Origin of the sequence: Isoptericola sp. S6320L, assembly GCF_023015685.1 — a bacterium.
In the GTDB taxonomy this organism is placed as follows: domain Bacteria; phylum Actinomycetota; class Actinomycetes; order Actinomycetales; family Cellulomonadaceae; genus Isoptericola; species Isoptericola halotolerans_A.
In genome coordinates this window covers 28,624-48,506 of record NZ_JALKAT010000015.1, presented here as the reverse complement: position 1 = coordinate 48,506, position 19,883 = coordinate 28,624, and the positions used below count along the sequence as shown (strand labels likewise).

The 19,883-nt window shown below is 74.3% G+C and carries 18 protein-coding genes; 12 read left to right on the top strand and 6 right to left on the bottom strand.

Translation table 11 applies throughout. The features are described 5' to 3' along the window. Nucleotides 1-49: 49 nt before the first annotated feature. Both MWU57_RS10315 and MWU57_RS10310 read left to right on the top strand, forming a co-directional pair. Nucleotides 50-1,288, top strand: a complete 1,239-nt coding sequence (locus tag MWU57_RS10315; RefSeq protein ID WP_246909080.1) for a Na/Pi symporter — start codon at nucleotides 50-52, stop codon at nucleotides 1,286-1,288. A 26-nt stretch (nucleotides 1,289-1,314) separates the two neighbouring features. After that, entirely contained in the window at nucleotides 1,315-1,575 is a 261-nt protein-coding gene (locus MWU57_RS10310; protein ID WP_106267042.1) for a hypothetical protein, read from the top strand. A 49-nt stretch (nucleotides 1,576-1,624) separates the two neighbouring features. Here the strand turns inward: MWU57_RS10310 and galK are convergent, their stop codons facing one another. Both galK and MWU57_RS10300 read right to left on the bottom strand, forming a co-directional pair. After that, on the bottom strand, nucleotides 1,625-2,854 hold the full coding sequence (gene galK / locus MWU57_RS10305) for a galactokinase (RefSeq protein WP_246909079.1): 1,230 nt from the start codon (nucleotides 2,852-2,854) through the stop codon (nucleotides 1,625-1,627). Between the two features lie 89 nt (nucleotides 2,855-2,943). Beyond that, complete coding sequence (locus MWU57_RS10300; RefSeq protein ID WP_106267038.1) at nucleotides 2,944-4,125, bottom strand: Mrp/NBP35 family ATP-binding protein; 1,182 nt, start codon at nucleotides 4,123-4,125, stop codon at nucleotides 2,944-2,946. Nucleotides 4,126-4,237: 112 nt separating this feature from the next. Between MWU57_RS10300 and MWU57_RS10295 the strand changes: the two genes are divergently transcribed. From MWU57_RS10295 to MWU57_RS10260, 8 genes are all read left to right on the top strand, one after another. Then, the gene (locus MWU57_RS10295; protein WP_106267036.1) at nucleotides 4,238-4,957 is read left to right on the top strand and encodes a GntR family transcriptional regulator; all 720 of its coding nucleotides are present in this window, start codon (nucleotides 4,238-4,240) and stop codon (nucleotides 4,955-4,957) included. Continuing rightward, nucleotides 4,954-6,147, top strand: a complete 1,194-nt coding sequence (locus MWU57_RS10290; RefSeq protein ID WP_246909078.1) for an anhydro-N-acetylmuramic acid kinase — start codon at nucleotides 4,954-4,956, stop codon at nucleotides 6,145-6,147. Before MWU57_RS10295 ends, MWU57_RS10290 begins: the two co-directional genes overlap by 4 nt. 56 nt (nucleotides 6,148-6,203) lie before the next feature. Further along, the gene (locus tag MWU57_RS10285; RefSeq protein ID WP_246909077.1) at nucleotides 6,204-7,703 is read left to right on the top strand and encodes a sodium:solute symporter; all 1,500 of its coding nucleotides are present in this window, start codon (nucleotides 6,204-6,206) and stop codon (nucleotides 7,701-7,703) included. A gap of 35 nt (nucleotides 7,704-7,738) precedes the next feature. After that, nucleotides 7,739-8,662, top strand: a complete 924-nt coding sequence (gene murQ / locus MWU57_RS10280) for an N-acetylmuramic acid 6-phosphate etherase (protein WP_246909076.1) — start codon at nucleotides 7,739-7,741, stop codon at nucleotides 8,660-8,662. Further along, on the top strand, nucleotides 8,659-9,600 hold the full coding sequence (locus MWU57_RS10275; protein WP_246909074.1) for a BadF/BadG/BcrA/BcrD ATPase family protein: 942 nt from the start codon (nucleotides 8,659-8,661) through the stop codon (nucleotides 9,598-9,600). Before murQ ends, MWU57_RS10275 begins: the two co-directional genes overlap by 4 nt. Further along, complete coding sequence (locus MWU57_RS10270) at nucleotides 9,591-12,455, top strand: FAD-binding and (Fe-S)-binding domain-containing protein (RefSeq protein ID WP_246909073.1); 2,865 nt, start codon at nucleotides 9,591-9,593, stop codon at nucleotides 12,453-12,455. The genes MWU57_RS10275 and MWU57_RS10270 overlap by 10 nt, the downstream gene beginning before the upstream one ends. Nucleotides 12,456-12,541: 86 nt before the next feature. Next, nucleotides 12,542-13,408, top strand: coding sequence for a general stress protein (locus MWU57_RS10265; protein WP_246909072.1), 867 nt, complete (start codon nucleotides 12,542-12,544; stop codon nucleotides 13,406-13,408). Nucleotides 13,409-13,589: 181 nt separating this feature from the next. Then, nucleotides 13,590-14,573 (top strand): hypothetical protein, encoded by a 984-nt coding sequence (locus MWU57_RS10260; RefSeq protein ID WP_246909071.1) that lies wholly within the window; start codon nucleotides 13,590-13,592, stop codon nucleotides 14,571-14,573. 66 nt (nucleotides 14,574-14,639) lie between these two features. On the opposite strand, the gene MWU57_RS10255 is transcribed toward MWU57_RS10260, so the two are convergent. After that, nucleotides 14,640-16,184 (bottom strand): aminopeptidase P family protein, encoded by a 1,545-nt coding sequence (locus tag MWU57_RS10255; protein ID WP_246909070.1) that lies wholly within the window; start codon nucleotides 16,182-16,184, stop codon nucleotides 14,640-14,642. A gap of 43 nt (nucleotides 16,185-16,227) precedes the next feature. Then, complete coding sequence (locus tag MWU57_RS10250) at nucleotides 16,228-17,049, bottom strand: alpha/beta fold hydrolase (RefSeq protein ID WP_246909069.1); 822 nt, start codon at nucleotides 17,047-17,049, stop codon at nucleotides 16,228-16,230. Nucleotides 17,050-17,146: 97 nt separating this feature from the next. On the opposite strand from MWU57_RS10250, the gene MWU57_RS10245 reads away from it, so the two are divergent. Beyond that, a complete protein-coding gene (locus tag MWU57_RS10245; protein WP_246909068.1) occupies nucleotides 17,147-17,998 on the top strand; it encodes a PHP domain-containing protein in 852 nt (283 codons plus the stop codon). After that, nucleotides 17,995-18,630 carry a MarC family protein gene (locus MWU57_RS10240; protein ID WP_246909067.1) on the top strand — a complete coding sequence of 212 codons (636 nt, stop codon included), beginning with the start codon at nucleotides 17,995-17,997 and terminating at the stop codon, nucleotides 18,628-18,630. Before MWU57_RS10245 ends, MWU57_RS10240 begins: the two co-directional genes overlap by 4 nt. Before the next feature lie 7 nt (nucleotides 18,631-18,637). Here the strand turns inward: MWU57_RS10240 and MWU57_RS10235 are convergent, their stop codons facing one another. Together MWU57_RS10235 and MWU57_RS10230 are read right to left on the bottom strand one after the other, a co-directional pair. Continuing rightward, complete coding sequence (locus tag MWU57_RS10235) at nucleotides 18,638-18,937, bottom strand: DUF1905 domain-containing protein (protein ID WP_246909066.1); 300 nt, start codon at nucleotides 18,935-18,937, stop codon at nucleotides 18,638-18,640. 42 nt (nucleotides 18,938-18,979) lie between these two features. Further along, nucleotides 18,980-19,855: a MurR/RpiR family transcriptional regulator gene (locus MWU57_RS10230; RefSeq protein ID WP_181340727.1), complete on the bottom strand. Its 876-nt coding sequence runs from the start codon at nucleotides 19,853-19,855 to the stop codon at nucleotides 18,980-18,982. Nucleotides 19,856-19,883 lie beyond the last annotated feature (28 nt).

Genomic DNA, 19,883 nt, shown 5'->3' with positions numbered 1-19,883 from the left:
GAGTAGTGGTCGCCGCCGGGGTGACCACCTCACCTCGACGGGAGACTCCATGACCGACGTCCTGCCGCAGGCGTCCGTTGCCTCCGCCGTACCGGCCGAGGTCGCACAGCGCGACACGCGGCTGGTCAGCCCGTTCGAGCGCCTGGGCCTGTCGGGCCGTGCGCTCCGCACCGCCAACTGGCTCGGTGTCGTCGTGGGTGTCTACGTCCTCATCACCGCCGTCGAGCTGATCGGCTCCGGTTTCAAGGTGGCGACGGGCGGCACCGCCGAGTCGCTGTTCGCCTTCGCGTCGAACCCGTTCGTCGCGCTGATGGTCGGCGTGCTGTTCACGGCGGCCACGCAGTCGAGCTCGACGACCACCTCGGTCACGGTGGGCCTGGTGGCGGGTGGGCTCCCCATGAGCATCGCGATCCCGATGCTCATGGGTGCCAACATCGGGACCACCCTGACCAACACGCTGGTCAGCCTCGGCATGGTCCGGGACAAGGAGAGCTTCCGTCGTGCGTTCTCCGCCGCGACGGTCCACGACTTCTTCAACCTGATCGCGGTGGCACTCTTCCTGCCGCTCGAGCTGGTGACCGGCTTCCTCGAGAAGTCGTCGGCCTGGCTCGCGGACGCGACGTCCGGGTCCGACGGTGGCGTGGTCGCCACGGTGTTCGGCGCGCTCGGGACGGTCGTCGACACCGTCACCGAGCCGCTCGCCGACCTGCTCGGGTGGACGACCTCGTTCCTGCCCGGCGCGTGGCACGGGATCGCGATGATCGTCCTCGGCATCGGCCTGATCCTGGCGGTCATCAACTGGCTCGGAAGGCTGCTCAAGGTCCTCATGGTCGGCCGGGCGGCGGAGGTCCTGCACGCCTCGGTGGGTCGTGGGCCGCTCAGCGGCATCGCCAGCGGCGCCGCGATGACCGTCATGGTGCAGTCGTCCTCGACCACGACCAGCCTGATGATCCCGCTCGCCGGGTCGGGCACCTTCTCGCTCAAGCAGATCTACCCGTTCACGGTCGGTGCCAACATCGGGACCACCGTGACCGCGCTGATCGCCGCCTTCGCCTTCACCGGGGCGGAGGGCACCCTCGCCCTGCAGGCGGCCTTCGTGCACGTGCTCTTCAACGTGTTCGCCGCGCTCGTGGTCTTCGGGCTGCCGCTGCTGCGCCAGCTCCCGCTGCGTGGCGCGACCTGGCTCGGTAATGTCGCCGCCACCAACAAGGTGTGGGCCGCGGCCTGGGTGCTCGGGGTGTTCGTCGGCATCCCGCTGGCGCTCATCGGCATCACGACCGTGCTGTGAGCCCGCACGGACGGGCAGGTGACCCCATGACGGCCGGGAAGCCGGAGGACGCCGTCGCCGTCGAGCGCGAGCTCGAGCGGATCGTGGCCGAGGCGGAGGCCAAGCTGGCCGAGGTGCGCCGCGAGCTGGCCGAGCGCCGCCGCCAGGACGCGCAGCACGCCGAGATCGACCGGCTCGAGGAGCACCTCGCCAACGCCACCGTCCGGTGGGAAGAGGTGCGCTCGTTCTTCGACGACGTGCTCGCCCAGCTCCGCCGGGGCGAGGGCCGCGACGACCCGCCCGCATGATCTCCTGAGGCGCGGCTGGCGGGGTCGGCAGCCCGGTGCCGACGTGCGCTCAGTGCGCGGGGTCGGACGGCGGCGCGAGCAGGAAGCGCGGGGCCGTGAGCCCGGCGTCGTCGAACGCCACCTGCACGGCCGCGGTGACGCCGTCGACGTCCCCGGCGCGTACCAGCGCGATCGCCGAGCCGCCGAACCCGCCACCCGTCATGCGGGCGCCGAGCGCTCCGGCGCCGAGCGCCGCGTCGACCACGAGGTCGAGCTCGCGCGCGGAGACCTCGTAGTCGTCCCTCAGCGAGGCGTGGGAGGCGTTCATGAGCGGGCCGACCTCGGTCACCCGGCCGGCCCGAACCAGCTCGGCGAACTCGGCCGTGCGCGCGATCTCGGTGACCACGTGCCGGACCCGGCGACGCAGCACGTCGGCCTCGGCGTCGCCGCCGAGCTTGTCGAGGGCGACGTCCAGCTCCTCCGGCGCGATCTCGCGCAGCGAGGCGATGCCGAGGATCTCCGCCGCCTGCTCGCAGGCGGCGCGGCGCTGCGCGTACTGGCCGTCGACCAGCGCGTGCTCGGCACGGGTGTCCACGACGAGCAGCGTCAGGCCGGCCGCGGCCAGGTCGAAGGGCACCCGGTCGGCGGACTCGAGCGGGGTGAGCCCGGGTCGGCAGTCGAGGAGCAGGGCGTGCCCGGCCGAGCAGCGCAGCGAGGCCGCCTGGTCCATGCCGCCGGTCGGGGCACCGGCGATCTCGTTCTCCGCCCGCACGCAGGCCGTCACGAGGTCCGCCCGTCCGGCGTCGTCGGCCGCCAGGCCCAGCGAGTGCACAGAGTCCAGGGCGACGGCGACCGCGCACTCGAGCGCGGCGGAGGAGGACAGGCCGGCGCCGAACGGCACGCAGGAGTCGACGACGGCGTCGAACCCGGAGACCTGGTGGCCCGCCTCGTGCAGCGCCCACGCGACGCCGGCCACGTAGGCGCCCCAGCCGCTGGTGGCGCCGGGGGCGACCTGGTCGAGGGTCGTCTCCCATCGCTCGTCCGGCGCCTGGGCGGAGGCGAGCCGGACCAGCCCGTCCGCCCGGGACCGGAGCGCCACGTAGGTGCGGTGGGGGAGCGCCACGGGCAGGGCCAGCCCGGCGTTGTAGTCGGTGTGCTCGCCGATGAGGTTCACGCGGCCCGGGGCGGACCACACGCCGTCCGGGGCGCCGTCGTCCCCGAAGACCTGGTCGAACAGGGTGCGGACGCGCGCGGCGCCGTCGTCGGCGGTCCAGGAATCGAGCCACTGGGGAGACGTCATGGCGCCCAGTATCGCTGATCCGCCGGTCCCTCCGGGACGGCATCTCGGCCGAGCGGTCGGCGGGCCCGCCGGTCTGCCGGGCCCGCGGCTCAGCCGACGGGCGTGACGCCCAGCTGCCTGCCCGCCAGGCCGCGCGCCCGCCCGGCCAGCCGGCGCGCCACGTCGCGCAGCACCTGTGCGCCGGGGGAGTCGGGTGCGGTGAGGACCACGGGCGTGCCCTCGTCGCCGCCCTCGCGGACGGACACGTCCAGCGGGATCTGCCCGAGGAGCGGGACCTCGGTGCCGACCGTCTCGGTGAGGCGCTCCGCGACCCGCGACCCGCCGCCGGAACCGAAGATCTCCAGCCGGGTCCCGTCCGGCTGGGCCAGCCACGACATGTTCTCCACGACGCCGACCACGCCCTGCGACGTCTGGGTGGCGATCGACCCGGCGCGCTCGGCCACCTCCGCGGCGGCCACCTGGGGCGTCGTCACCACGACGATCTCGCTGCCCGGCAGGAGCTGCGCCACGGAGATGGCGATGTCGCCGGTGCCGGGCGGCAGGTCCAGCAGCAGCACGTCGAGGTCGCCCCAGAACACGTCGGCCAGGAACTGCTCGAGCGCCCGGTGCAGCATCGGGCCCCGCCACACGACGGGCTGGCCGGCGGGCACGAACATGCCGATCGAGACGACCTTGACGCCGTGCGCGATCGGCGGCAGGAGCATCGAGTCCACCCGGGTGGGCTGCCGGTCGACGCCCAGCATCCGGGGGATCGAGAAGCCGTAGATGTCGGCGTCCAGCACACCGACGTTCAGGCCGTCGGCGGCCATCGCCGCCGCGAGGTTCGCGGTCACGGACGACTTCCCGACGCCGCCCTTGCCCGAGGCGACGGCGAAGACCTTGGTGAGGGAGCCTGCCTGCGCGAAGGGGATCACCGGGTCGCCGGCACCGCCGCGGAGCTGGGACCGCAGGGACTTGCGCTGCTCGGGGGTCATGACGCCGAGCTCGACGTCGACCGTGCCGACGCCCTCGACCCGCGCGGTCGCCGCCGTCACGTCGCGCACCAGCGTCGACTTCATGGGGCACCCGGCGATGGTCAGGTCCACGCCCACCGTGACGTGCGCGCCGGACGTCTCGCCGCCGTCGGCCGCCGTCCCGGTGGTGCTCGCTGCGTCCACCGTGACCGAGCGGATCATGTTCAGCTCGGTCAGGGGGCGGCGGATCTCGGGGTCGACGACGGCGGACAGCGCGTCCCGGACGCGCGCCTCGAGGTCGGGGGTGGGTGAAGCCATGCCCCGATCCTACGGACCGTGACCGGGCGCGAAGGTCGGTGCAGGGGCGCCGTGCGCGCAAATCTAGTCCAGTGGTCTTGATCTGGTCCCCGTTCTGTGACTCAATGGCCCGGTGACCAAGTACCACGCCGTGCGTGACCAGATCCTCGACCGCCTCGACACGATGGCGGCCGGGGAGCAGCTCCCGCCCGAGCGCGACCTGGCGCAGAGCCTCGGCGTCTCGCGCATGACGCTGCGGCGCGCCATCGACGAGCTCGTGGTGCGCGGAGCCGTCCGCCGCCGGCACGGTGCCGGGGTGTTCGCCCTGGGGCCCAAGCTGTCGCAAGGCCTCATGGCCAGCTCGTTCTCCGAGGACATGCGGGCCCGCGGGCTCCGACCCGGGGCGCGCACGCTCACCTTCGAGGTCGGCCCGGTCGGTGCTCGCACCGGTCGGCGACTGAAGGTCGCGGCGTCGGACGACGTCGTGCAGATCACCCGGCTGCGCCTCGCCGACGACGAGCCGATGGCGGTCGAGGAGCTGCACGTCCCGGCTGCTCTGGTCCCCGGCCTGGTGGCGGCCGACCTCGAGGACCGGTCGTTCTACGAGCTGCTGGGCGAGCGCTACGGCATCGTCCTCGCGCGCGCCGTGCAGACCGCCGAGCCGACGGTCGTCGACGCGCAGGAGGCGCGCGACCTCGACGTCCCGGTCCACACCCCCGCCCTGCAGTTCGAGCGGACGTCGTGGGGACGGCACGGCGAGGTGATCGAGTTCGTCCGGTCCGTGTACCGGGGCGACCGCTACAAGATCCGTACGGAGCTGTCGGTCCCCGGCAGCCAGGAGGAGGACCGATGATCGTCGCCGGACTCATGGCCGGGACCTCGGCCGACGCCCTCGACGTCGCCCTGGTCGAGCTCACGCTCGACGAGTCCGACGGCACCGCGCCCGGCGGCGAGCTGGCGATGGACGTGCTCGACTTCCGCGAGGTGGAGTTCGACGAGGATCTCGGGCTCGACATCCTGCGGCTCCTCGAGCCGCGGGACGTGCCGCTCGCGCTGGTGAGCAGCGTCGACACGCGGTTCGGGCAGGCGTGCGCGGACGCCGTCGCGGACGCCTGCGCCCGCGCCGGCGTGACGGCGGACCTCGTGGTGATGCACGGCCAGACGGTGCGCCACGACGTCCACGACGGAGCCGTCACGGGGACGTGGCAGATCGGGCAGCCCGCCTGGGTCGCGGAGCGCACCGGCAGCCCCGTGCTGTCCGACGTCCGGTCGCGCGACGTCGCCGCCGGCGGCCAGGGCGCGCCGCTGGCGGGGATGCTCGACCACCTGCTCCTCGCCGGTGCCGACGTGCCGACGGCGGCGCTGAACCTCGGCGGGATCGCCAACGTGACCGTCGTGGCGCCGTCCCGCGACACGGTCGCGTTCGACACGGGACCGGCCAACGCGCTCATCGACGTCATGGCCCGCCGGATGAGCGGCGACCCGCGCGGTGTCGACACCGGCGGCGCCCTCGCGGCGCGCGGCGTCGTCGTGCCGGCGCTGCTCGATGACCTCCTCGCCGAGCCGTACTACGCGCTGCCCGCGCCGAAGTCGACCGGCAAGGAGCTGTTCCACGCCGCGTACCTCGACCGCTTCCTCGCCGCGCACGGCGGCCTGGACGACCACGACGTCATCGCGACGCTCACCACGCTCACCGCCCGGACCGTCGCGGACGCGTGCCACCGGTACGGCGTGCGGTCCGTGGTCGCCTCCGGCGGCGGTACCCGCAACCCGACGCTCATGGCGGCCCTGCGCCGCGAGCTGGGCTCCGGCGTCGCCGTCGGCACCACGCACGACGCCCTCGGTCTGCCCGAGGCGGCCAAGGAGGCCTGCCTCATGGCGCTCGTCGGCTGGCTGTCCTGGCACGGCCTGCCCGCGACGCTGCCCAGCGTCACCGGGGCCTCGCACGGCACCGTCGCCGGGAGGTTCACCCCCGGCTCCGCGCCGCTGCAGCTCCCCGAGCCGCGCGACGACGGCCCCCGGCGCCTACGCCTCGCCCGCTGACCCGAGCACCCTCACCGCTACCCCCCATCGACGCATCCTGACGAAGGAGACACGGCATGCTGCAGACACTCGACCTGCTGGTGATCATCGCCTACCTCGGCGCCACGGCCTGGTTGGGCCTCCGGCTGAGCGGCAAGCAGAAGGGGCTCCAGGACTACTTCCTGGGTGGACGGAACCTGCCGTGGTGGGCCGTCTGCCTCTCGGTCGTCGCGACCGAGACCAGTGCCCTGACGGTCGTCGGCATCCCCGTGATGAGCTTCCTCGGCGACATCTCCTACCTGCAGGTGGCGCTCGGCTACATCATCGGGCGCGTGATCGTGGCGTTCTTCATGCTGCCGCGCTACTACGACGGTGAGATGGTCACGGCCTACACCTACCTCGGCAAGCGGTTCGGCCAGAGCACGCAGACGACGGCGGGCGTGACGTTCCTCGTCACCCGCCTCCTGGCCGACGGCGTCCGCGTCCTGGCCGCCGCGATCCCCCTGAAGCTCATCCTCGACGGCATGGGTATCCAGGCGAACTACTTCACGATCATCGTGGTGCTCGCCGTCGTGACGATCCTGTACACGTTCATCGGCGGCATCCGGGCCGTGGTGTGGGTCGACGTCGCGCAGATGTTCCTCTACGTGCTGGGCGGGGTGCTGACGATCATCGTCGTGTCCGTGACGACCGGCGGGGGCTGGTTCGCCGACGCGGCCGACGCGGGCAAGCTCACCATGTTCGTCTTCTCGGGCAACCCGATTTCCGACGCGTCGTCCTTCGTCCCGTCGCTGATCGGTGGCGCCGTGTTCGCGATGGCCTCCCACGGGGCGGACCAGCTCGTGGTGCAGCGCCTCCTGACGTGCCGGTCCAAGGTGGAGGCGCAGAAGGCGCTGATCTGGTCCGGCGTCATCGTGTTCTTCCAGTTCGCGGTGTTCCTGCTCGTGGGCCTCGCCCTCTGGGGCTACTACCAGGGCATGAGCCCCGACCAGCTCGGCCTGACCCGCGACGACGAGGTGTTCCCGAAGTTCATCGTCGAGGGGCTGCCGCAGGGCGTCTCGGGCCTGCTGCTCGCCGGCATCCTCGCCGCCGCGATGTCGACGCTGTCCTCGTCGCTGTCGGCGCTGTCCTCCTCGACGGTCACCGACGTGTACGGACGCTTCAAGAAGACACCGGTCACGGACGCCCAGGGCCTGCGGGTGGGGCGCTGGGCCACGATCGGCTGGGGCCTGGCGTTCATCGTGCCGGCCGCGTTCTTCCGTTCCGACGAGGGCAACATCGTCATCCTCGCCCTCGGTATCGCGGGCATCACCTACGGCGGTCTGCTCGGTGCGTTCGTGTTCGGCATCCTCAACAAGCGGGCGGACGCCCTGGACGCGAACGTCGCGTTCGTCGCCGCCGTCGCCGTCAACGCGTTCTTCTTCGTCATGGAGAAGTTCGTGACCGGCGAGGTGTGGGTGGCCTGGCAGTGGTACCCGTTGCTGGGCGTGATCGTCACGTTCGTGGTCGGCGGGCTGCTGTCGCTGCGCCACCGCACACCGGCCGCCGAACCGGCCGAGCCGGCACTGACGCGGTGAGCCCCGGCCACCCCGAGACGAGAGAGCAGGACGACATGGACACCGACAACCCCGACGCGCTGCCCCCGACGGAGGGGCGCAACCCCGCCACCGAGGACCTCGACGCGCTCGGCACGCTGGAGGTCCTGCGCCTGCTCAACACCGAGGACCACGTGGCCGTCGGAGCGGTCGCCGCGGTCCTGCCCGAGCTCGCCCGCGTCGTCGACCTCGCGGCCGAGCGGTTCCGGCGCGGCGGGAGCGTCCACTACTTCGGTGCCGGGACCTCCGGACGCCTCGGGGTGCTCGACGCGAGCGAGCTCCTGCCCACGTTCAACCTCGAGCCGGGACGCGTCGTCGGGCACGTCGCGGGCGGGGCCGAGGCGCTGGTGAGCGCCGTCGAGAACGCGGAGGACTCGGTCGAGGACGGGCGCCGCGCCGGCGCCGCCCTCGGGCCCGACGACCTGGCGATCGGTCTGGCCGCGAGCGGGTCCACGCCCTACGTCGGCGGGGCGCTGGAGGCCGCCCGGGCGGGCGGCGCGTACACGGTGCTCGTCTCCAGCAACCCGCGTGCGCCGCTGGCACGGTTCGCGGACACCGACATCGCGCTGGCCACCGGGCCCGAGGCCATCACCGGCTCCACCCGTCTCAAGGCCGGCACCGCCCAGAAGCTCGTGCTCAACGGGTTCTCGACGGCGCTCATGATCGCCGTCGGCCGCACGTGGAGCAACCTCATGGTCTCCGTGGTCGCGACCAACGCGAAGCTGCGCGAGCGGACGGTGCGGATCCTGTGCGAGGCCACGGGGCTGGACGGCGCCGCGGCGCACGAGCTGCTCCGCCGGACCGACGGCGACCTGAAGGTCGCCATCGTCGTGGCCCTCGGCGACGTCGACGTCGAGCGGGCGCGCGAGCTGCTGGGGCGGCACGCCGGGGCCGTGCGCGAGGCGCTGCGGGCCGTGCACGCACCGGCGGGAGAGCCGTGACGGTCCTGGGCCTCGACGTCGGCGGGTCGGGCAGCCGGGTCGCCCTGCGCCGGTCCGACGGCGCCGCCCGCGACGAGCTCACGGGCGGCCCCGTGGAGATCGGGGTACAGGGCAGCAGCGTGACGCGGGTGGTCCGAGGGCTGCTCCGGGAGGCCGCCGAGCGGTGGCCGCAGGAGACGGCGGCGCTGGACGGCGTCGGCGTCGGGGCGACGGGCCTGGCCTCCCTGGTCGAGCACCCCGAGGACCTCGTGGCCGCCGTCGCGCAGGAGGTGTCGGCTCCGGCCGCCGTCGCGGTCGACGCGGTGACGGCGCACCTCGGCGCCCTCGGCGGCGCCGGCGGTGCCGTCGTCGCCCTCGGCACCGGGGCGATCGCCGTCGGGCACGGCGGTCCGGACGGCGGGACGTGGCGTCGCGTGGACGGCTGGGGCCACCTGCTCGGCGACCGGGGCAGCGGTGCGTGGGTCGGGCGCCAGGGCCTCGAGGCCGCGCTGCGCACGGCCGACGGCATCGACACGGCCGGCGCCGCGCTCCTGGAGGCGGGACGCCGGCGCTTCGGCGAGCCGTCGACCTGGCCGGGCCAGCTCTACCCCCGGCCGGACCGGGCGGGGGTGCTCGCGGCCTTCGCCGCCGACGTCGCGGGACTGGCCGCGGCCGGCGACGCGACCGCGCACGCCGTGCTGGCGGCGGCCGGCGACGCGGCAGCCGTCAGCGTGCTCGCCGCGCTCGGCGACGACCTGCCCCCGCTCGTCGCGCTCACCGGGGGGATGGCGCAGGCCGGGGGAGCGCTCACCGCGGCGTTCGCGGACGGCGTGGCCGCGCGGCGCCCCGACGTCGAGGTCCGTGCCGCGCAGGGCGACCCGCTCGACGGCGCGCTGCGCCTCGCCCGGCTGGCCGCCCAGGGCACCGTCGTCACGCAGGAGGACTTCGTATGGACCTGATCGACGACCTGCGGGCGGCGCTCGGTGGCGACCGGGTGCACGCCCGGGCGATCGACCGGCACGCCCGCGCCCGGGACGCCTCCCACTACCTGCTCGTGCCGCAGGTGGCGGCGGTGGCCGAGGACGCCGGAGCGGTCGCCCGGGCCCTCGGCGTCGCGTCCCGGCACGGCACGCCGGTGACGTTCCGGTCCGGAGGCACGAGCCTGTCCGGGCAGGCCTCCGGCAGCGGGCTCCTGCTCGACACCCGGCGCGGGTTCCGGCGCGTCGAGGTGCTCGACGACGGCGCGCGCGTGCGGGTGCAGCCCGGCGCGACGGTGCGGGCCGTCAACGCGCGACTGGCGCCGTTCGGCCGGGCGCTCGGCCCCGACCCCGCGAGCGAGGCGGCCTGCACGATCGGGGGAGTCATCGCCAACAACTCCTCGGGCATGGCGGCGGGCGTCGAGCACAACAGCTACCGGACGCTGGAGTCGCTGACGGTGGTGCTCGCGTCGGGCACGGTCGTGGACACGGCAGCGCCCGGCGCGCGGGACCGGCTGCGCTCCGCGGAGCCCGGCCTGGTGGCGGCGCTCGAACGCCTGCGGGACCGGGTGCGCGCGGATCCCGCTTCGGTCGCCGAGATCCGCGAGCGGTTCGCCATGAAGAACACGATGGGCTACTCGCTCGACGCGTTCTGCGACTTCACCGACCCGCTGGACCTGCTTGTCCACCTGCTCGTCGGTTCCGAGGGCACGCTCGGGTTCGTCGCCGAGGCCGTCTTCCGGACGGTCTCCGTGCAGCCCTGCGCCGCGACCGGCCTGCTCGTGCTCGACTCGGTGGAGCGGGCGGCAGCCGCGCTGCCGGCCCTCGTCGGGACCGGTGCCGCGGCGCTCGAGCTGATGGACGCCACGTCGTTGCGCGTGGCCCGCCGTGACCCCGGCGCCCCGGCGCCCGTCCGCGGGTTCGACATCGACCAGCACGCCGCGATCCTGCTCGAATACCGGGCCGACGACGAGTCGTCCCTGGCCGACCGCGTCGCCGCGGCGGGCGTGGTGCTCGACGCGCTGCCCGCCGTCGTCCCCGTCGAGCTGACCCGCGTCCCGGCCGAGCGTGCCGCGCTGTGGAGCGTGCGCAAGGGGCTCTACGCGGCGGTCGCCGGTGCGCGTCCTCCGGGCACGACCGCCCTGCTCGAGGACGTGGTCGTGCCGGTCGAGAGGCTGGCGGACACCTGCCGGGAGCTGGCTGCGCTGCTGTCCGCGCACGGGTACGTCGACCCGGTGATCTTCGGGCACGCCAAGGACGGCAACCTGCACTTCATGGTGACCGAGCAGATCGGCGACGCCACCGACCCCGCCGCGCTCGACCGGCTGGCGGCGTTCACCGAGGACCTTGTGACCCTGGTGCTGCGTCAGGGCGGCAACCTCAAGGCGGAGCACGGCACCGGGCGCGCGATGGCACCGTTCGTCGAGCGACAGTACTCGGCCGGTCTCGTCGCCGTGCTGCGCGAGGTCAAGCGCGCCTTCGACCCCGCGGGCATCCTCAACCCCGGCGTCGTGCTCACGGACGACCCGCGGGCGCACCTGGCCGACCTCAAGCCGGTCGACCACGTGGACGCCGAGGTCGACCGGTGCGTGGAGTGCGGCTACTGCGAGCCCGTCTGCCCGAGCCGCGACCTCACGCTCACGCCGCGCCAGCGCATCGTGGTGCGACGGGCGCAGGCCAGGGCCGCGGCCGAGGGGGACGAGGCCCTGGCGGCCGAGCTCGCCGAGCAGTTCCGCTACGACGGCGTCGACACCTGCGCCGCCGACGGGATGTGCGCGACGGCCTGTCCCGTCCGTATCGACACCGGCGCCCTGGTCAAGCGGCTGCGCGCCGAGGACCGTGGCGGCGTCGGGCGACGGGCGTGGCGGACCGCCGCCGCGCACTGGGACACGGTGACCGCGGCCGCAGGCACGGGGCTCGACGTGGCGGCCCGGGTCCCCGCACCGGCTGTCCAGGCGCCGAACCGGGCCGCCCGTGCCCTGCTCGGCGACGACGTCGTGCCGCTGTGGTCACCGGACCTGCCGGGCGGCGGGCGGCGGCGCAGCGGCACCCGCGGCGGGACGGGGGTGCCCGGCGACGTCGCCGGGGTGTTCCTGCCGAGCTGCCAGGGCGCGATGTTCGCACCCGGCGAGCCCGGCGGCGACGGCGTGCAGGCGGCGACCGCCGCGCTGTGCGAGGCAGCCGGCGTCGGACTGGTCGTGCCCGCCGGGCTGGACGGTCTGTGCTGCGGCACGCCGTGGTCCTCCAAGGGGTATGCCGACGGCCACGCGGTGATGGCCGAACGCGTGCTGGCCGCGGTCGACGCCGCCCGTGCGGCCGCCCGCGAGCGCACCGGGGCCGACGTCCCCGTGGTGGTCGACGCGTCGTCGTGCAGCGAGGGCGTCGCGGCGATCATGGCCGCCGCGCGCGCGGCCGGGGACCCTCGGGCGGCGGACGTGGTCGACGCGCTCTCGTTCGTGGTGCGCCAGGTGCTGCCGCGCCTGACCGTCGACGACGGGCGCCGGGTCGCGTCGGTCACGCTGCACCCGACGTGCTCGTCGGTCAAGGCGGGGACCGACGGCGACCTGCACACCCTCGCGCGCGCCGTGGCCCGCACGGTGCACGTGCCGGTGGACTGGGCGTGCTGCGGGTTCGCGGGGGACCGCGGGATGCTGCACCCCGAGCTCACCGCGGCGGCCACGGCCGCCGAGGCCGCCGAGGTCGTACAGCTCGCGGCCGCGGAGCACGCCTCCTCCAACCGGGCCTGCGAGATCGCGATGACCCGGGCCACGGGCCGCACGTACCGGCACCTGCTCGAGGTCGCGGCGCAGGTCGTGGGGCCCCGGGCGCGCAGGTGAGCGTGCCCGAGCGGTCGACCCGCGCCGCCACGACGGGCAGCCACCACGTGTAGCCGTCCCGTGGTCCCGTGCGGGATACTGGGCAGATGAGCATGAGTCGTCAGTCCGTCGTGCCCCGCGTGCCGACCCTGCCCAAGGGGGAGGAGATCGCCGCCTACGACTCCTACCTCGAGGCGCAGAAGGCGGTCGACTACCTCTCGGACGAGAAGTTCGCCGTCCAGCACGTGACGATCGTGGGCACCGACCTGCGGATGGTCGAGCGCGTCACCGGTCGGCTCACGTACGGGCGCGTGGCGCTCGCCGGCGCCCTGTCCGGCGCCTGGTTCGGGTTCTTCGTCGGCCTGCTGCTCACCCTGTTCGCGGGTGGCGCGACGAGCGTGCTGCTGGTCGCGCTCGGCCTCGGTGCCGGGTTCGGACTGATGTTCTCCGTGCTGTCCTACGCGTTCACCGGCGGCCGCCGGGACTTCACCTCTCAGTCGCAGATCGTCGCCTCGACGTACGCGATCCTCTGCGCCCCCGAGCAGGCCGGCGAGGCGCGGCGGATGCTCGCGGGCTCGCCCAGCGGACTCGGCAAGCAGCGCACGCCCGAGCGCCCCGTGGCGCCGGCCGCGCCGGCGGCTCCGGACCCGCGGTGGACCATGCCCGACGGCGCCCCGCGCTACGGGGCGATGCGCCCGGGCGGTACGCAGGCTCCCGGACGGTCCGACGAGGGGAGCGCGCCTGACGCGGGCTCGCGTGACGCGGGGCCGGGTGAGGCGGGCACGAGCGGCTCCTCGACCACCTCGGTGGCCGGCGGCGAGGGGCCGTCGCACCCGCAGCCGCCCGCCACCGGTCCGGACCTGCCCGAGGACCCGTCCCGCACCGGCCCGCAGCCGCCCGCCACCGGTCCCGCCGCGGCGCCTGGCCCCACCGCGGACCCGGACGACCCGTACGCGCCCCCGCGCGACCGGTGACGACCACCGCGCATCGGATCGGCAGGAAGTGACCTGTCCGGCAGGCTTTTCTGCCGAACAGGTGACTTCCTGCCGACGTGACCGGCACGGCGCCGCCGCCGGAACCTGACCACAGGTCCGGAGTGTCCACCGACCGCCGGGGGCCGTGGTGCAGGCGGGCGAGGTCCGCCAGGCTGCCGGCATGATCCAGCCGGGACAGCTCGTCATCGCGCGTGAGGCGCATCGTCAGCAGCTCGTGCGCGCGGTCCGCCGCGGCACCGCCGAACGGATTCGCGTCGGCGCCTACGTCGGCACCGAGGAGGCGCCCGAGTCGTCGTTCACCGCCGCGCGCCGCCGTGCCGTCCGGCTGGCGGAGGCTGTGCACCGTCAGCTGCGCGCGACCCACTTCTTCAGTCACCAGACCGCGGCCCTGCTGTGGGGGTGCGCTCTCTGGGACACGCCGGAGCAGACCCACCTGTGGCAGGCCTATCGCCCGTCGGGCAGGGCGGCCGCCGATCTTCGCCGTCACACCGGTGTCATCGCACCCGGACAGCAGGCCCGGGCCGCCGGCCTGCCCGTGACGTCGCTCGAGCGCACGGTCGTCGACTGCGCTCTGGCCATGCATCCCCTGGAGGCGCTCGTCGTCGCCGACTCCGCGCTCCGTCTCGTCCCGGCACTCGACGTGGACGCGGCACGCTCGATCCTGGCCACCGTCACCAGGCGCAACGGGACCCGCCGTGCCCGATGGGTGCTCGACCACGCGGACGCCGGCGCCGAGTCACCGTGGGAGACCTGGATCCGCTACGTCTGCCTCCGGGTGTCCATGCCGCGGCCCGTCACGCAGGTTCCCGTGCAGACCCGCCGGAGGATGTACCACTGCGACCTCGGCTGGCCCGACCACGGTGTCTACGTGGAGTTCGACGGGCGGGTGAAGTACGTCGACGACGGGGTGCGTCGTGGCCACGACGCCCGCCGGGAGATCGAGCAGGAGAAGCGGCGGGCCGATGCGCTCCACGAGGCCGGCATCCATCCGATCCGCTTCATGGCTGCGGACGCAGCGCCACGGCGAGGGGAGGAGTCGGTGGTGCAGCGTATCGCCCGACAGTTCCCGGCCGGGATGGTCAGGGGCTTCCGGACGGTTCCGTTCCTGCCGCCTCCACCTGCGAACCAGTTCGGCACGAGGTGACCTGTTCGGCACCCATGCGTGCCGAACAGGTCACCTCGTGCCGAACGGAGTCGGCTGCCCGGACGGTCAGCCGCGCAGTCGGGCCATCCAGGCCTCGACGTCCTCGGGACGTCGGGGGAGCGCCGCCGACAGGTTCTCGTTGCCGTCCGCGGTCACGAGCACGTCGTCCTCGATCCGCACGCCGATCCCGCGGTACTCCTCCGGCACGGCGAGATCGTCGGCCTTGAAGTACAGGCCCGGCTCGATGGTGAAGACCATGCCCGGCTCCAGCACGCCGTCGAGGTACATCTCGCGGCGGGCCTGCGCGCAGTCGTGCACGTCCAGCCCGAGGTGGTGCGAGGTGCCGTGCACCATCCAGCGGCGGTGCTGCTGCCCCTCCGGGGTCAGCGCCTCCTCGGCCGTGACGGGCAGCAGGCCCCACTCCTCGAGCCGCGCCGCGATGACCTCCATGGCGGCCGCGTGGACGTCGCGGAACTTCGCCCCGGGCCTCGCGACGGCGAACGCGGCGTCCGCGGCGTCCAGCACGGCGGTGTAGATGCGGCGCTGGACGTCGGTGAACTCCCCGTCCACCGGCAGGGTGCGGGTGACGTCGGCGGTGTACAGCTCGTCGACCTCGACCCCGCCGTCGAGCAGGACCATGTCGCCGGAGCGGACCACGCCGTCGTTGGTGATCCAGTGCAGGGTCGTGGCGTGCTCGCCGGCGGCCGCGATGGTCTCGTACCCCACGGCGTTGCCCTCGAGGCGCGCGTGGGCGTCGAACGTGGTCTCGACGACCCGCTCGCCGCGGCGGTGCCCGACGGCGCGCGGCAGCGCGAGCACCACGGCCTCGAAGCCGTCGATCGTGTGCCCGACGGCGGCGCGCATGAGCTCGATCTCGAGCTCGTCCTTGACCAGGCGCAGCTCGGAGGCGGCCTCGGCGAGCGCCTCGTCGGACGCGTCCTGCTGGGTGCCGGCCTCGGTGCGGATCGCCTCGACGAGCGCCGCGATCTCCTCGTCCGCCTCGGTGATCACCAGCACCTGCACGCCGTCCTCGCCGACGTCCTTGGCGAGCGCCTCGCGCAGCTCGTCCACGTGCCGCGCCTCGATGCCCGTCAGCGTGGTGACGTCGTCCAGGCTCGGACGGGCGCCGACCCAGAACTCGCCGTAGCGGGCGTCGGCGTAGAACTCCTCGGTGTCACGCGGGGCCAGCGGCCGCACGTACAGCACGGCGTGGTGGTGCGACCCGCTGCCGTCCGCGCCGGGGTCGCCCTCGCCCTCCGCCACCGGGTGCAGCACCAGCACGGCGTCGGGCTCCTGGTCGGTGCCCAGCCCGGTGAGGTGGGCGAACGCCGAGTGGGGGCGGAACCGGTAGTCGGTGTCGTTGGAGCGCTGCTTGAGCGGTCCGGCCGGGAGCACCAGACGGGTGCCGGCGAAGCGGGCGGACAACCTAGCGCGCCGCTCGGCGGTGAAGGGTGCCGCGCGGCCCGGCGTGACGCCGAGATCGGGGCGCGGACCCCACTGCGAGGTGATGAAGTCCTTGAACGCCTGCGAGTCGGGGCGGTGGGAACGGTTGCTCCCGCGGTCCTCGACGGCGTCGTCACGGGTCTGGTCGACCGGGGTGGTGTCGCTCATGGGTCCAGTCTCCCACCTGCCGCACGGCAGGTCGAAGGCCGGGTCACCGGCGGGCGAACTCGTGCAGGGCCCGGGTCAGGGTGTGGTTGAACGCTGCCGGCGCCTCGGTGTTGACGTCGTGCCCGGCCTCGGGCACGACGACGAGCGCGCCGCGGGCGGCCGCGGCCAGGTGGCGCGACTCCTCGAGCCGCATGCGGTCGCGGGCACCGTTGACGAGCCAGACCGGCGCCCGGATGGCACGCAGGCTCGCCACCGACGACCGGCCGGCGAGCCCGGTGAGGGCGTCCGTCACGACGTCCCAGCCGGGCCGGTACGCCGGGTCCGGCACCTCGGTCCCGCCAGGTCGGCCTCGCCCCGCGCCCACCGGTCCGCGCCAGGTCCGGAGCGCGACCCGCCGTGCCGCCGTCGACCCCGAGACGGCCAGCCGTGCGGCGTCGCGGAACAGGGCCACCGGCTTGCCGCGCGGGTCGGCGGTGCACCCGGCGGCCACCAGGCCGGCGAGCTCGGGTCCGTTGTCGGCGGCCCCTTCCTGGCTGCGGTGGGCGGCCCAGGCCAGCGAGGTGTAGCCGCCCAGGGACAGGCCCACGACGACGACGGGGGTGCCGGGGCGGAACGAGCGCGCCGCGTAGTCGATCACCTCGAACGCGCGGGGCATGGAGAAGCGTTCGGTGCGCCGTGCTCCGTGGGCGGGCAGGTCGACGGCGACCGCCTCGTGGCCGGCGTGCCGGACGTGGTCGACCTGCGCGTGCCAGATCGCGGACGACGTCCGCATGCCGTGCACGAACACGACCCCCGGTGGCGGCGTCGTGGGCCGCGCGACCGGCGGGTGGGCGTCGCGCTGCTTCAGAGCGGTGTGCTGGTCCATACCTTTCGATGGTCGCGCGCGCCTCGGCACCGCTGGCGGACGCGAACGGCGGGGGCCGTGGAGAGGTTGTGCGCATCGCCGTCCGTACACTTGCCGAGTGATCGACCTCCACACGCACTCGCGGGCGTCCGACGGCACGGACACGCCCGGTCAGGTCCTGGAGGCCGCCGCCGCCGCCGGCCTGGCCGTCGTGGCGCTCACCGACCACGACACCACGAGCGGCTGGGCCGACGCCGCCGCCACGGTCGCGCGGACGGGGGTCGCGCTGGTCCGCGGCACCGAGATCTCCACCCGGATCGCGACGCCCGACGGCGGCATCAGCGTCCACCTGCTCGCCTACCTGCACGATCCGGCCCACCCGGCCCTCGTGGCCGAGCTGGCCCGCACCCGCGACGACCGGTTGACCCGGGCCCGCCGGATGACCGACCGGCTGGCGGAGGACTTCCCGCTGACGTGGCAGGACGTCCTCGCCCAGACGCACGACGGCGCCACGGTGGGGCGCCCGCACCTCGCGGACGCGCTGGTCGTGGCAGGTGTCGTCGCCCACCGGGACGAGGCGTTCGCGACGATGCTGCACCCGGGCGCCCCCTACTACGTGCCGCACTACGCCACGGACACCGCGGACGCGGTCCGGACGGTGCTGGCCGCCGGCGGGGTGCCGGTCATGGCCCACCCGCGGGCGGGGAAGCGGGGCCGCGTCGTCGACGAGGAGACGCTGGCGGCGCTCGCGGACGCGGGCCTCGCCGGACTCGAGGTCGACCACCGCGACCACGACGCGGCGGACCGGGCACGGTTGCGGGAGGTCGCCGCCGAGCTGGGTCTGCTGACCACCGGCTCCAGCGACTACCACGGCGCCGGCAAGCGCAACCTGATCGGCGAGAACACCACGGATCCCGCCGTGCTGGCCGAGATCGAGCGGCGGGGGAAGCTGGAGGTGCTGCGGCCGTGAGCCAGGTGATCGACCTGACCCTGTTCACGCAGGCGTTCGTGACGCTCTGGGTGATCATGGATCCCCCGGGCACCATCCCGGTGTTCCTGGCGCTCACGTCCACGATGGGTTCCAAGCAGCGCAGCAGGGCGGCGCTCCAGGCCGTCGCGGTCGCGTTCGCCGTGATCGTGGTGTTCGCGCTGTTCGGCCAGCAGCTGCTGCAGTACATGGGCATCTCGCTCGCGGCGCTCCAGGCCTCGGGGGGCCTGCTGCTCCTCATCGTCGCGATGCAGCTCCTCACCGGGAAGTTCGACTCGGGCGAGGCGACGGCAGCGACCCCGGGCGCCAACGTGGCGCTGGTGCCGCTCGGCACGCCGCTCCTGGCCGGGCCCGGTGCCATCGTCGCCACCATGGTGTTCGTCCAGCAGGCCCGCTCGGAGGACGAGGGCGTGCCGGGGATCGTGGCGATCTCGGTCGCCATCGTGCTGGTGCACGTCAGCCTCTACCTGGCGATGCGCTTCGCCGACGTGCTGCACCGCGTCCTGAAGGACTCCGGGGTCACGCTCATCACGCGGATCGCCGGCATCCTGCTCGCGGCGATCGCCGTGCAGCAGATCGCCGACGCCATCATCGAGTTCGTGCAGACGGCATAGCCCTGCGTCAGACGTCGCGGGGCGCGAGGGTGACGTGGACCGGGGCGTCGGCCACGAGGTTCTCGGCCTGCCGCACCGACTTCTTCATCGGCAGCACGTAGCCGTTCTGCTCCCGGGAGGGGAACACCGACGTGCTCCAGGTGGTGGCGCCCACCGTGACGCGTACCCGGATCGAGCCGAAGCCCCGCGGCGGCAGCGGCAGGTCGGCCAGGACGTCCGACGCGTCGGGCGGCACGGTGACGAACCACCACGCGTCGTCCTGCCGGGCACTCCATCGCCACAACGGCGCGGTGAACGTGAGCTCCACGGGTGCGAGGTTACGCCTCGCCGCCGACACCGGCCGGGAGCCTCAGAGGATCCCGAGCGAGGTCCCGGTCGCCTCGATCTGCTCCATGCGGTGGTGGGCGTCGGGGCCGCGCGCGGTGAGCACCCCCGACACGACCGCCTCGACCACGGCCATCGCGGGAGCCATCGTGTCGTAGGGCGAGGACGACCCCGTGTCGCTGGGCAGGACAGCGTCGGCCAGCGACGCGACCGGTGAGAGCCAGGCGTCCGTGAAGAGGACGATCGAGGCCTTCCGGTCGGCGGCGAACTGGGCGAGCGTGAGCGACTCCTGCTCGTACCGCCGGTAGTCGAAGACCACCAGCACGTCGCGGTGGTGGAGGTCGGTGAAGGCGTTGGCCCGCCACTCGGGCCGGTCGGACACGAACTCGACGTCGGGCCGCATCTGCTGCAGGTGCTGCACCAGGTAGAGGCCGAGGAGCCGGCTGAACCGTCCGCCGACCACCAGCACGCGGCGGCCCTCGTGGGCGAGGAGCTCGACGGTGCGTGCGACGTCGCTCGGCGGCAGCCGGTCGAAGGTGTGCTGGACCGCCCGGACGGCAGCCGGCGCGTACCGCGCCAGCGCGTCCTCCGTCCCGGAGGTCGCCGCGACGTCGCGCGTCTCGTACAGCGCCAGCGGCGAGGCGCTGCGGTCGTCGAGGTCTGCGCGCAGCGCCGCCTGGAAGTCGGGGAACCCGGTGAACCCGAGCCGGGCGACGAACCGGACGACGGTCGGTCCGCTCACGCCGGCCCGCGCCGCGAGCACGGCGACCGTCTCGAACCCGGCGGACGGGTACGCCGAGAGGAGCACCCGGCCGACCTTGCGCTCGGCGGGGGTGCAGTCGCCGAGGCCGCGCCGGATCCGGTCCGCCAACCCGGACCGCGGGTGGCTGGTGGTCTCCACCGAGGACTCCTGTCTGTGCGGGTGCCGG

What these genes read in the sequence shown, in the direction of transcription:
- galK (WP_246909079.1), bottom strand. Translation starts at nt 2,854, where the DNA reads ATGACGTCTCCCCAGTGGCTCGATTCCTGGACCGCCGACGACGGCGCC.
- murQ (WP_246909076.1), top strand. Translation starts at nt 7,739, where the DNA reads ATGGACACCGACAACCCCGACGCGCTGCCCCCGACGGAGGGGCGCAAC.
- MWU57_RS10265 (WP_246909072.1), top strand. Translation starts at nt 12,542, where the DNA reads ATGAGCATGAGTCGTCAGTCCGTCGTGCCCCGCGTGCCGACCCTGCCC.
- MWU57_RS10300 (WP_106267038.1), bottom strand. Translation starts at nt 4,125, where the DNA reads ATGGCTTCACCCACCCCCGACCTCGAGGCGCGCGTCCGGGACGCGCTG.
- MWU57_RS10310 (WP_106267042.1), top strand. Translation starts at nt 1,315, where the DNA reads ATGACGGCCGGGAAGCCGGAGGACGCCGTCGCCGTCGAGCGCGAGCTC.
- MWU57_RS10315 (WP_246909080.1), top strand. Translation starts at nt 50, where the DNA reads ATGACCGACGTCCTGCCGCAGGCGTCCGTTGCCTCCGCCGTACCGGCC.
- MWU57_RS10290 (WP_246909078.1), top strand. Translation starts at nt 4,954, where the DNA reads ATGATCGTCGCCGGACTCATGGCCGGGACCTCGGCCGACGCCCTCGAC.
- MWU57_RS10285 (WP_246909077.1), top strand. Translation starts at nt 6,204, where the DNA reads ATGCTGCAGACACTCGACCTGCTGGTGATCATCGCCTACCTCGGCGCC.
- MWU57_RS10250 (WP_246909069.1), bottom strand. Translation starts at nt 17,049, where the DNA reads ATGGACCAGCACACCGCTCTGAAGCAGCGCGACGCCCACCCGCCGGTC.
- MWU57_RS10260 (WP_246909071.1), top strand. Translation starts at nt 13,590, where the DNA reads ATGATCCAGCCGGGACAGCTCGTCATCGCGCGTGAGGCGCATCGTCAG.
- MWU57_RS10270 (WP_246909073.1), top strand. Translation starts at nt 9,591, where the DNA reads ATGGACCTGATCGACGACCTGCGGGCGGCGCTCGGTGGCGACCGGGTG.
- MWU57_RS10255 (WP_246909070.1), bottom strand. Translation starts at nt 16,184, where the DNA reads ATGAGCGACACCACCCCGGTCGACCAGACCCGTGACGACGCCGTCGAG.